Here is an 11,377-nt window from a genome sequence, read left to right on the forward strand (position 1 = left end):
TCAGCGCCGGCTGTCGTTGACCTTCTTCACCCAGTCGAGCTTCCGGAGCCTGTCCGCATCCACGTACCCGAAGCCGCCCGCGGCCGGGGTGCGGAAGGTGAGCCCCGCGCAGACGCCCCACCGGGGCTGCCCTCCCTGGACTCCCGCGCTGACCTCGAGGAAGAGCCCCGTCGACTGGTAGCCGAGCCACCCGTTGGCGACCCGCAGGATGCTCTCGGGGCCCGTACCCGACACACCATCGACATAGCGGGCCCACTCCACCGAGTGTTGGAGGGCGGCCTCCACCCCCGCGCCATCTCCGAACAGGGCGCGCACCTGCCCGTGCACGCCGTAGCGGAAGAAGACGACCTCGCTCAGGGGGATGCGCCGGGGCTGGGGACGCCCGGGCCGGGCGACATCGTCCCCGCCGAAGGGGGAGGTGGCGACGTTGGACAGGTCCTTCTCCTCGGGGATGAGGTACCCCAGCCCGAGCAGGGGTCCGTGCACCACGCGCTGCTCCGGCAGGGGCTGGATGAGATAGCCCGCCTGCACATCCCATGCGGGGCCCACATGCCGCGACCACGGCTCCCAGCCCGAGATGGGAATGGAGGCGTGATAGCTCGGGACGCTCCGCAGCGAGCCCGTGCGCGAGTCCCACGCCGGACCGAAGCCCACCTGTGCTTCCAGAGGGGGCACGGCCCACGCGAAGCACCCGGTCTGCACGAGCCACAGGAGCAGCCACACCCCACACCGCATGCGTTCCGCCATCGCGCCAGTCTAGCGCGCGGCCGGTGCCCCTCCGGCGCGAGGCAGAGCACCTCCCCAGCCATGAACGGCGGGGACATCACGCAGCGAGGGAGCACGCAGGACCCCTGAGAGGACGAGCCCCTGGAAGTCGAGCCGTGGAGAAGACCCGCTACCACACAACACAAGCCGGAACCCGACACGGGTGGAGGGAAGGAACCTCCACGCGGAAGACAGCCGGGTAGCTTCGCGGCATGACCTTCTCGACGAGAACCGTGCGGGGAGCCGTGGGGCAGCTGGCCGTCACCACGGCGGGCGAGGGCGGACTGTCCGTCCTCTTCATTCATGGCAACAGCGGCAACCGGACGCAGTGGGCGGCGCAGCAGGCGCACCTGAAGCAGCGCAGCGTGTCCTTCGACCTGCGAGGCATGGGCGAATCGGACCCGGACCCGGCGGGCCGCTACGGGTACGCGGACCATGTCCCGGACGTGGGCGCGGTGGCGGATGCGCTGGGACTGGAGCGCTTCGTGCTGGTGGCGCACAGCTTCGGCTGCGCGGTGGCGGGCGAGTACGCGGCGCGCCACCCCGAGCGCGTGGTGGGACTGGTGCTCGGAGACCCGGGCCCGAGCGTGAAGCACATTCCGCCCCACTTGCTCGCGCCGCTGCGCGAGGGCCTGAAACCCGAGAACTATGAGTCGTTCCGCGTGGGCTGGTTCGAGTCAATGCTGCAGGGCGCGAGGCCCGAGACGCACCAGGCGGTGATGGACTCGCTGCGGGCCACGCCACGCGAGGTGGTGAGCAGCGCCATCCTGAGCCTGTTCGACCTGGAGCCGGAGGAGGTGCTGGCGCGCTACCCGGGCCCCATCCTCGACATCGCCGCAGAAGCCACGGTCACCCAGGCCGGGCCACTCGCCCTGCACCTGCGAGTGCCGAGGATGCAGGTGAAGGTGCTCTCGGGCGTGAGCCACTGGCTGATGATGGACGCGCCCGAGGCCTTCAACACCGCGCTGGACGGGTTCCTCGCCTCCATCACTTCCGCGAGAGCTTGAACGGAGCCTCGCTCGAGCCACACCTGAGAGGATTCACATGCGAAAGACACTGTCACTGCTGCTCTGCCTGCTGTCCGCCGGATGCGTCACCACGACGAAGGCCACCTATGGAACGGTACCGAAGGAGCGCGCCACCGAGTGCGTCGCGCACTGCGCCGACCTGGACATGAAGCTCACGGCGGTGGTCATCATCAGCAACTCGGCCGGGTGCGTGTGCCAACCGAAGGACGCGGAGCAGAATGCGTCGATCGTCGGGGCCGCGGCCGCCGCCGGAGGGGCGATCAGCGCCACCGAGCAGACCCGGCAGAGCTACAAGCATCCGTAGCCCCCACCGCCGCACCGGCCCGGAGGACCGGCGGGGAAGCCGTGACCTGCCGGGGCGCCGACCGCTCGCGAACGCGCCCGAGCCCCCGCTGGATGACGGCAGACAACCTCTCTGGGGAGGTGGGGCTACTTGATGTTGGAAGTAAGGTGTAGCCTGTTCGTATGGATCCTGAATCCAGCAAGACGCCCTGGAACCCCGTCGAAGAGGCACGCCCGGCGGCCCATGCTCCAGACATGGGCGGCAGCCAGAGGCGCAAGGCGACCTACGCGGACCTGGAGGCGTTCCCACCGCACCTCGTGGCCGAACTGGTGGACGGCGAGCTGTATGTCAGTCGCCGGCCGGCCTCACTCCAGGCTCGAGCAAAGGGGGCTCTGCACTACGAACTCGATGGACCCTTTGACCAGGGTAGGGGAGGCCCGGGCGGTTGGCTGCTCCTCTTCGAACCCGAGCTGCACCTGGGCGAGGACGTGCTGGTGCCGGATTTGGCCGGCTGGCGCCGCGAGCGCATGCCGGAGATGCCGGGCGTCGTGGGTTTCACGCTCGCGCCGGACTGGGTGTGCGAGGTGCTCTCTCCGTCCACTGCGGTGTTGGACCGGGAGAAGAAGATGAAGGTCTACGCCCGCGAGGGCGTGCGCCACCTGTGGCTGGTGGACCCGCTGCGACAATCGCTCGAGGTGTACGGATTGGAAGGCCGCCGCTGGGAGCAACAGGGCACGCACACCGGACAGGCCCGCGTGCACGCCGAGCCCTTCACGCCCCTGTCGCTGGAGCTGGGCATGCTCTGGGAACGCTGACCCGTCCCGAGAGGGAAGTTCTTCAGGGGACCTGACTCCCGAGGTAAGCTGCGCTGCCCCACCTTATCAGGAGAGTCGACATGGGAGACAACCGCGACGGAAGCGGAGAGACACCGAAGCTCTTCCGCATCGTACAGCGCTACCGGGGCATCCGCCCGGGACTGGGCAGGCTGTACGAGGCGCGCAACAAGACCACGGGAAACGCGGTGCTGGTGCTGACTCCGGGGAGCAAGCCGAACTGGAGGCCGCGATCGTCCTGGCAGGTGAGGGCTACGTCACAGGTGGAGCCACCCCTGGTCATATTGGAGGTGGAGCAAGCACCGATCTCGGGGAAGTTGCCGGAGCTGGCGGAGGTGCTGGACCTGGTGACGTGCGCGGTGGAGCGCGTGGAAGAGAGAGCGGACGCGAACCAGCACCTGACGAGCGGGCCCGAGGTGACGGACTCGCGGCACTCGGCCTCACGGCCACACCCAGCCCCCCGACTGCACACGGCCTCGCGGCGGCACTCGGCCTCGCGGCGCCACTGGCCGAGGGCAGGAGCCATCGCGGCGGCGGCACTCGCGCTGGGGGCGGTGGCGCTGTGGCTACGTCCTCCCGAGTCCTCGGAGACGAAGCCAGGCGTGGCTGGGAGCACGCGTCAGGAAGAGGTGACCTTCGTCAACGGCCAGAACGGCGAGCTCGACCTCATCGCCTATTCCCTGCCGGACAAACCCTTCAAGGGGCAGAAGACGCCGCCGTGCCTGAAGGGCCGTGAGGTGGAGATTCATGGCGGCTGCTGGGTACAGCTCAAGCAGGATGCCCCCTGCTCCCAGGGCACGGCCGAGCACGAGGGCAAATGCTACATGCCGGTGGGAGCCAATCCTCCAGAGCCGCGCGCCCTCCAGCCGTAAAGCACCCCAGGAACCTGGTCGCAGCCTGCTTCTCCGTTGCCGCGAGGATTGCGCCGCGGGGGAGGGACTCGCTACCGGGGCGAGCTGCTCGCTGGGAGCATGTGGATCTCCCTCAGCCCTTCCACGACCTCCCTGTACATCTCGAGATGAGGGCGCCGGGCCTGGGGGTGGCTCGTCCAGACGAGAACCGTGTCGAGCGCCTTGGGACGGAGCCAGTACAGTTTGTTGTTCGGGGTCTTCTCCCACTGGCTCCAGTGCTCATCGAAGAGGATGTGCTTGGCGATGTCCCCGACACCGCAGGCGATGATGATGTGAGGAGCGTAGAGGCGGAGCTGCCGGCGGAGGAACTGCTGGTCCCGATACGCGGCGGCCCATAGCTCCGAGTCGACGCTGGTCGCCCTGCCGCCACACTTGTTGAGGTTGACGACGGCGATCTTCGAAATGGCGTCGCGCCGGGACGCGACGGTCGCGGCGGGAACATCCTCCCAGGAGGGCCCGCCCCGGTGGATGCCATGGGTCCAATAGGAGATGACGGTCCACGTCGGGCCGATGCTGCCATCCCCCACCACGTCGAAGAGGTTCCAGGGCGCCGCGTCCTCGTCCGCGTTGACCTCCTTGAGGAGGAAAAGCACCCGGGGATGGGTATTCCAGTACGAGGAGCCCTGGGCCATCCCATCCGGGTAGAAGGGACGCCTGCCCTGTGCGAGGTGCTCACGCCACTCCGAGAACAACGCCGCCTCTTCCTGCTCGATGCCCAGGTTCATGGGGGTCCCCCTGCGCACGCAGAGGTTTGCACCTCGTCAAAGAGGGCACAACCCGGGTGGGGCAGGCTCCAACGTCGTGGTACACCGGCCGCGTCTGACGCCGGAATGGGCCCCTTCGAGGAACGACATGACCACGAGAGCACAGGGAAAAGCACGGCAGGGGAAACGCGGGGGAGCGGGCACGCCCAAGAAGACCCCCGTCCAGCCCGTGTACTTCCTCTCGTTGACGCTCGAGAACGTGCGCTGCTTCGGGCCCAAGCAGACCCTACGGCTCTCCAATAACCAGGGGCGCCCGGCACAGTGGACGGTGATTCTCGGCAACAACGGCATTGGAAAGACGACTCTGCTGCAAGCCCTCACCAGCTTTGAACCTGCTCGGCTAGTATCTGATCAGCACGTTTTCTACCTCCCCAAGGCACACCGTTTGGAATGGGCTCCAGTTCGTCACCAGGCGGATAAAGCTCGTTTGGCCGTCGCGGTCATGGGTGGAAGGCCGATCGAGGATGATGGACAAGAACAACACGCCGACCTGATGTACGAAGTGAAACCTGGCGGGAATGGATTCACTTGCACTGGTTACTTTGAGCCCTTCCACCATCTGATGTGCTACGGCTACGGAGCGACTCGCCGGATGGGGGCTGGTTCATTGTCAGCTCCGAAAGAGTCCCAATCCAGTGACAGTCTCTTCTTCGAGGATGTGCCGCTGAGGAACGCGGAGGAGTGGCTCCTGCAAGCGGATTACGCCGCCAGCAAGGAATCAACCGAACAGGGCAGTGCCAAAGCGAAGCGCGAGCGCATCAAGCAACTCCTGGTCGAGTTGCTCCCGGAAGTGAGTGACCTGCGCTTCGCGCCTCCCGATTCAAGTCATGCGGCAGCCCGAGTGGAGATCCAGACCCCCTACGGTTGGGTCGAGATGCGTGATTTGAGCCTGGGATACCGCACGCTCATCGCCTGGATGGTGGACCTCGCCAGCCGCCTGTTCGAGCGCTACCCCGAGAGCGCCAACCCCCTGGCTGAACCCGCGGTGGTGCTCGTCGATGAAATCGACCTCCACCTGCACCCGACGTGGCAACGCCAGCTCATCGGATACCTGACCGAGCGGTTCCCCAACACCCAGTTCATCGTGACCGCGCACAGCCCGCTCGTCGTCCAGAGCGCCACGGATGCGAACATCGTGGTCCTCAAGCGCGAGGGGGACCACGTCGTCATCGACAACGACGTGGAGTCCATCCGGGGCTGGCGGGTGGATCAAATCCTCACGAGCGACCTGTTCGGGCTGGAGACGGCTCGGCCACCGCAAATCGAGGAGTTCCTCACGGAACGGACCGCGCTCCTCTCCAAGCCCCGGCTGACCGCCAGGGACGAAGCCCGTCTGCGCGAGCTGGAGTCCGCGATCGGCCCGCTGCCCACGGGCGAGACGAAGACCGAACGCGAGGCCCTCGAGCTCATCCGCCGCGCCGCCGAGCGCCTGGGGGATGACCGGAAATGATCCGCGTCCGCAAGCCCGCCGAGCCGCCCGCGGTCCTTCGGACGAAAGGAGCCACCTCTCGGCGCTCCATGAGCGCGGCGTACTCGCGTGACCCCCAGGCGTACGAGGCGGGCACGAAGTCGTTCGAGTTCGACTCGGGCCTCTACGGCCATGCGACCGTCAAGCAGGCGCTCCTCGAGGCCCAGCACGGCAAGTGCGCCTTCTGCGAATCGAAGTTCGTCCACATCGCCTACGGAGACGTCGAGCACTTCCGCCCCAAGGCGGGATGGCGTCAGGAGGAGGGTGAGCCACTCGGGAAGCCCGGCTACTACTGGCTCGCCTACGCTTGGGTGAACCTGTTCCTGTCCTGCACGCTCTGCAATCAGCAGTTCAAGCGGAATCTCTTTCCCTTGCAGACTCCCGCGCGTCGGGCTCGGAACCACAAGGACGATGTGCTCGCGGAGGACCCACTGCTGCTCGACCCGGCGGTGGACGACCCCGAGGCCTTCATCTCGTTCCGGGAAGAGGTGCCCTACGCCGTGCAGGGCAGCGCTCGCGGAGAGGCAACGATTCGCACCCTCGGGCTGCGCCGGGAAGCGCTGGCCGAGCGCCGCAGGGACCGTCTGGGTTACGTGAAGGCGCTCCGGAACCTCGTCAAGCTCGGGGGTCCGGAGGCCGTGGAGGCCCAGGACCTTCTCCAGCGCATGCAGCAGAACTCAGCCGAGTACGCCTCGATGACCCGCGCCTTCCTGCGCTGACGTCCGCTCCCGCGAGCGCGGTAGGGGAGGAGAGCGCATGAAGGATAACGCGACCCGAGTAGCCCCATCCCTCTCCCCGAAGGGAGAGGGATTGCCTCCCCGGTGTCTGGGATTGGGACTACGGCGACGGCGGGGTCGGCACCGGGGCCTTCGCCTTCTTCTCCGCTCCCGCGAAGTCCCCCGCCTTGACCACCGTCACCTTCTTCCAGTCCAGGTACTTCGACAGCGCCGTGCGCACGTCCTCGGGCTTGAGCTCGCTCATCCTCTTCTCGAACGCCGCGTCGAACTCCAGCGTCCGTCCGTAATACAGGTACGCCGCCAGCGTCCTCGCCAGCCCTCCGTCATCCGCTCGCCCCGTCCTCCTGTACTCCAGCAGCCCCGCTCGCGCCTTCTCCAGCTCGTCCGCGCTGAAGCCCTTCGCCAGCGCCTTCTCCAGCTCCTCGCGCACCGCCGTCTCCAGCTTCGCCGCGTTCTGCGGCGCGTAGATGGCGAACGTCGAGAACGCGCCCACCGGATCCATCGCCCCCGCGCTCAGCGAGCTGTTCACCCCGTACGACAGGCCCTCCTGCTGCCGCACCCGCGTGGCCAGCCTCGAGTTCAGGAAGCCTCCGCCCAACAGGAAGTTGCCCAGCACCAGCGCCGGATAGTCCGGGTTGTCATCCCGCAGGCTCAGCCCCTGGCCCGCCAGGAACAACGCGTTCGCCTTGTCCGGCGTCTCCAGCACCAGCGCCTGCGTCCCCGTCTTGTACGGCTGCGCCGCGATGCGCGCGTACGGCGAGGGGCTCTTCCAGTCTCCAAACAGCTCCGCCGTCTGCTTCTTCAACGCCTCCGGGTCGAAGTCGCCCACCGCCGCGAGCTCGCCCTGCGAGGCCCCGAAGAACTCCCGGTAGAAGCCCTGCACCTGCTCCAGCGGCGTGTCCTTCACCCCCTGGATGGACTCCTCCAGCGTGTCCGCGTAGTACGGGTGCCCCTTCGGGTAGGGCGACAGCGCCCTCGAGAAGGCAATCCGCCCCTGCGTGTTCGGCTCGCTGCGCTGCGCCTCCAACGCCGCCAGCCGCTCCTCCTTCAGCAGCGCGAACTCCTTGGCGTCGAACGCCGGCTCGCGCAGCACCTCCGCCACCAGCTTCAGCGCCTCGGCCAGGTTCTGCCTCGGCACCTCCAGGGAGACATTGGCTCCCGTGGCGCTCGCGTCCACGCCCACCCGCGCCTTCAGCTTGTCGAAGGTGTCTCGCAGCTCCTGGCGGCTGTGCTTCTTCGTGCCGCGCATGAGCATCATCCCCGCGTAGTCCGCCGCGTCACTCTTCCCCCACACCCCCTTCTCCGTGCCCCAGCGCAGGTTGAGCGTCACATTCACCATCTCGCCCCGCGTCTTCTTGGGCAGCAGCGCCAGCTTCAGGTTGCCCGCCTGCGCGCGCTGCACCCGCTTCTCGATGTTCGCCGGCGACGGGTCGAACGCCTCGCCCTGCACCACCTCGCCCCGGCCCTTGTAGCCCTCCAGCATCGCCCCCACGTCCACCCGCTCCGGCAGCTCCGCCCGCTCCGGCTTCGCCGTGGGGATGAACTGGCCCAGCGTCCGGTTGGACGGCTTGAGGTACTGCTCGGCCACGCGCGTGACGTCCGCGGGCGTCACCGCCTCAATCCGGTCCCGGTGCAGGAAGAACAGCCGCCAGTCTCCAATGGCCGCCCACTCGGAGAGCTGGATGGCCGCGCTCTCCGAATCATTGAGCATCAGCTCCACGTACTTGAGCAGCGCCGTCTTCGCCCGGCCCACCTCGTCCGGGGTGAAGGGCGTACGCGCCGCCTCCTCCACCGTCTTCACCAGCGCCTCGCGGGCCGCGTCCAGTGACTGGCCCTCGCGCACCTCCGCCGAGAAGGCGAGCAGCCCCGGGTCATGCAGCTGGAAGTTGTAGGCCCCGGCGCTCGAGGCCTTCTTCGTCTCCACGAGCGCCTTGTAGAGGCGGCCCGAGGGGGCATTGCCCAGAATGTGCGTGAGCACGTCGATGGCGGCGAAGTCCGGGTGCGCGCCCTCGGGCACATGGTAGACGGCGGACAGCGCGCTCACGTCCCCCACGCGCCTCAGGGTGACGAGCCGCTCGCCATCCTGCGTGGGCTCCTCTGTATACGTGACGGGCAGGGGCTCGGCGGGCTTGCGCAGCCGGCCGAACGTCTTCTGCACCTCGGCGAGTGCCTTCTGCGGCTCGAAGTGCCCGGCGACCACGAGCATCGCGTTATCCGGCCGGTAGTACTTCCGGTAGAAGGCCTGGAGCCGCTCGATGGGCACGTGCTCCAGGTCCGCCCTCGCTCCAATGGTGGGCTTGCCGTAGTTGTGCCAGAGGTAGGCCGCGCTCATCACCCGCTGCGAGAGGATGCGCGAAGGGTCGTTCTCCCCCTTCTCCAGCTCGTTGCGCACCACCGTCATCTCACTGTCCAGGTCCTTCTTCGCGATGAAGCTGTTGACCATGCGGTCCGCTTCGAAGGACAGCGCCCAGGAGAGGTTCTCGTCCGAGGCGGGGACCGTCTCGAAGTAGTTGGTCCGGTCCAGCCAGGTGGTGCCGTTGGGGCGGGCGCCCCGCTGGGTGAGCTCCTGGGGCACGTTGGTGTGGCTCGGCGTCCCCTTGAACATGAGGTGCTCGAGCAGGTGGGCCATGCCCGTCTCGCCGTAGCCCTCGTGGCGGGAGCCGACGAAGTAGGTGACGTTGACGGTGACGGTGGAGCGGGTCGGGTCCGGGAAGAGCAGGACGCGCAGCCCGTTGTCGAGCCGGTACTCGGTGATGCCCTCGACGCTCGTATAGGGCGCGAGCGAGCCAGCCTTCGACTTGTCACGCGGCTGTGAAGCGGCCTTGGCGGCGGGCGCGGCGGGGGTAGGCCCCTTGGCGAGCGCTGGAGCGGAGGCGACCAGGAGGGCCGCGACGAGGAGGCGGACGCGGGAGGGTAGGGACATGCGCAAGGGCCTGCTTTCGCAAGGAGGGGACGGAAACAGCGTCTGGAGGCTACCAACCGGACGGGCCCGGGCCATGTTCCCGCCGAGGTGGGAAGAACCCATCGCCCAGGGCTGAACGAAGCGGGGCCGGGTGTGAGCGGGAGAGCGGGCTGGCGAACAGCCGTCCGCGCCAGCCCCCTGCCCGGGGAGCGCCTCGGGGCCGGACGCCGCCAGCCGCTGGACGCCGCCCCATCACAGTCTTGTCACGACGTACGGGGTTTCCACGACGAGGCACTTTCAATCCCGAGCACTCGAAATCCAATACCCGCAATCCACGTGTAATTTGAAAGTCATACAAAAACGGTTTGACAAGTGAACACTCCGCATGGCACACCGCGTCCAAATCAATGATTGCCATCAGACGCCCCCAGGCGGGCGTCTCGCTTTGTCAGGCATTGATTCCCCTGGAATACGAAGGAACAACCCCATGTCGCTTTCGCAGCAGACCCCGATGTCGGCGGCGCTGGATATGGTTGGAGTTGCCTCGACCACCTACCAGCGGCTCAATGAAATCATCGACGGCCGCTACTCGCCCCATCCGTTCGAAGAGGGCGTGGAGCCCCAGCACCTGCGGCCGCTCCTCCAGAACTACCTGGCCATGTCCCAGGCGTTCCCCTACCTGCAGGCCGGCGCCCAGAAGGAGCTCATCTTCGACGCCATCCAGAACGACCGGGACGTTCCCGTCGAGGTGGAGGTCACGTCCGTCGTAGGCAACTACCTGTGCTGGGACGAGACGGGCGGCCACTTCACGCTCACCCGCCACGGCATCTCCGGGCTGCCGCGCATCCTGGAGACGCGCAAGACGTTCCACGCCAACCATCTGCGCCGCGACATCGAGCGGCTGGTGGGCACCGCGAAGCCCAGCTACAGCCCCGTGACGCGCGAGTACCTCACGGACCTCTATGAGGGCCTGGCGCACAGCTCGTCCCTGGAGCGCTGCGCGACGATGGTGGCCTTCGAGCTGCACGCGCAGCGGATGATCAGCGGGCTGTGGAGCTCGCTCGCCGCGGCCCACCCGGGCGTGCAGAAGGACGAGCTGAGCTACTTCCGCATCCACGTGGGCGGGGACGACCCGGCCGAGCCGTATCACGTGGCGCTCACGTGCGGGATGCTCGAGCGGCTGGTGCCGGCGCACCAGCAGGCCGAGTTCCTGGAGCGCTTCGAGGCGCGTTATGCGCGCAACGTGGCGTGGTGCCGCGACATTCGCACGCTGCGCGAGGAGAAGGTGGTGGGGCAGTCATGAGCGAGCAGTCGCCATCCGCTCCCATTGCCCCTCCCATCTCCTTCGAGCAGTTCCTCGCCGTGGACATCCGGGTGGGGCGCGTGCTGTCCGCGTCGCTCAACCCCAAGGCCCGCAAGCCCGCCTACGTGCTCGTCATTGACTTTGGTCCACTCGGCCAGCGCACCACCTCCGCGCAGGTGACCGCCAACTACCGCCCCGAGGAGCTCGTGGGGCGGCAGGTGGTGGCCGTCTGCAACTTCCCGCCCAAGAACGTGGCGGGAGTCACCTCGGAGGTGCTCGTGCTCGCCGCCGTGTGTCCCGAGCAGGGGACCGTGCTGCTGTCCCCCGACAGGCCCGTGAGCGAGGGCGTGCGCATCCTCTGAGGCCACAAGCAGTCAACCCTG

General features: G+C 67.7%; 11 protein-coding genes and 1 pseudogene. 9 read left to right on the top strand and 3 right to left on the bottom strand.

The window, feature by feature from the left end; translation table 11 throughout:
- Complete coding sequence (locus tag DAT35_RS49190) at positions 1–747, bottom strand: hypothetical protein (protein ID WP_108076306.1); 747 nt, start codon at positions 745–747, stop codon at positions 1–3.
- A gap of 230 nt (positions 748–977) precedes the next feature.
- Between DAT35_RS49190 and DAT35_RS49195 the strand changes: the two genes are divergently transcribed.
- From DAT35_RS49195 to DAT35_RS49210, 4 genes are all read left to right on the top strand, one after another.
- On the top strand, positions 978–1,772 hold the full coding sequence (locus DAT35_RS49195) for an alpha/beta fold hydrolase (RefSeq protein ID WP_108076307.1): 795 nt from the start codon (positions 978–980) through the stop codon (positions 1,770–1,772).
- Between the two features lie 37 nt (positions 1,773–1,809).
- The gene (locus DAT35_RS49200) at positions 1,810–2,097 is read left to right on the top strand and encodes a hypothetical protein (RefSeq protein ID WP_108076308.1); all 288 of its coding nucleotides are present in this window, start codon (positions 1,810–1,812) and stop codon (positions 2,095–2,097) included.
- Positions 2,098–2,330: 233 nt separating this feature from the next.
- On the top strand, positions 2,331–2,891 hold the full coding sequence (locus DAT35_RS49205; protein WP_108076338.1) for a Uma2 family endonuclease: 561 nt from the start codon (positions 2,331–2,333) through the stop codon (positions 2,889–2,891).
- A gap of 80 nt (positions 2,892–2,971) precedes the next feature.
- Positions 2,972–3,781, top strand: a complete 810-nt coding sequence (locus DAT35_RS49210) for a hypothetical protein (protein ID WP_108076309.1) — start codon at positions 2,972–2,974, stop codon at positions 3,779–3,781.
- Between the two features lie 71 nt (positions 3,782–3,852).
- Here the strand turns inward: DAT35_RS49210 and DAT35_RS49215 are convergent, their stop codons facing one another.
- Positions 3,853–4,545 carry a hypothetical protein gene (locus DAT35_RS49215; RefSeq protein ID WP_146210202.1) on the bottom strand — a complete coding sequence of 231 codons (693 nt, stop codon included), beginning with the start codon at positions 4,543–4,545 and terminating at the stop codon, positions 3,853–3,855.
- A gap of 127 nt (positions 4,546–4,672) precedes the next feature.
- Between DAT35_RS49215 and DAT35_RS62570 the strand changes: the two are divergent.
- From DAT35_RS62570 to DAT35_RS49225, 3 genes and pseudogenes are all read left to right on the top strand, one after another.
- A pseudogene (locus DAT35_RS62570) lies at positions 4,673–4,894 on the top strand (AAA family ATPase); the annotation flags it as partial.
- A gap of 297 nt (positions 4,895–5,191) precedes the next feature.
- Positions 5,192–6,034, top strand: coding sequence for an AAA family ATPase (locus DAT35_RS49220; RefSeq protein ID WP_233262166.1), 843 nt, complete (start codon positions 5,192–5,194; stop codon positions 6,032–6,034).
- Positions 6,031–6,771 carry a hypothetical protein gene (locus DAT35_RS49225; protein ID WP_108076312.1) on the top strand — a complete coding sequence of 247 codons (741 nt, stop codon included), beginning with the start codon at positions 6,031–6,033 and terminating at the stop codon, positions 6,769–6,771. The genes DAT35_RS49220 and DAT35_RS49225 overlap by 4 nt, the downstream gene beginning before the upstream one ends.
- A gap of 118 nt (positions 6,772–6,889) precedes the next feature.
- Here the strand turns inward: DAT35_RS49225 and DAT35_RS49230 are convergent, their stop codons facing one another.
- Positions 6,890–9,712, bottom strand: a complete 2,823-nt coding sequence (locus tag DAT35_RS49230) for a pitrilysin family protein (protein ID WP_108076313.1) — start codon at positions 9,710–9,712, stop codon at positions 6,890–6,892.
- A 466-nt stretch (positions 9,713–10,178) separates the two neighbouring features.
- Between DAT35_RS49230 and DAT35_RS49235 the strand changes: the two genes are divergently transcribed.
- Positions 10,179–10,994 carry a hypothetical protein gene (locus DAT35_RS49235; protein ID WP_108076314.1) on the top strand — a complete coding sequence of 272 codons (816 nt, stop codon included), beginning with the start codon at positions 10,179–10,181 and terminating at the stop codon, positions 10,992–10,994.
- A complete protein-coding gene (locus tag DAT35_RS49240; RefSeq protein ID WP_108076315.1) occupies positions 10,991–11,356 on the top strand; it encodes a tRNA-binding protein in 366 nt (121 codons plus the stop codon). Before DAT35_RS49235 ends, DAT35_RS49240 begins: the two co-directional genes overlap by 4 nt.
- The last annotated feature ends 21 nt before the right edge of the window (positions 11,357–11,377 follow it).

Source organism: Vitiosangium sp. GDMCC 1.1324 (assembly GCF_003044305.1).
Taxonomy (GTDB): Bacteria; Myxococcota; Myxococcia; order Myxococcales; family Myxococcaceae; genus Archangium.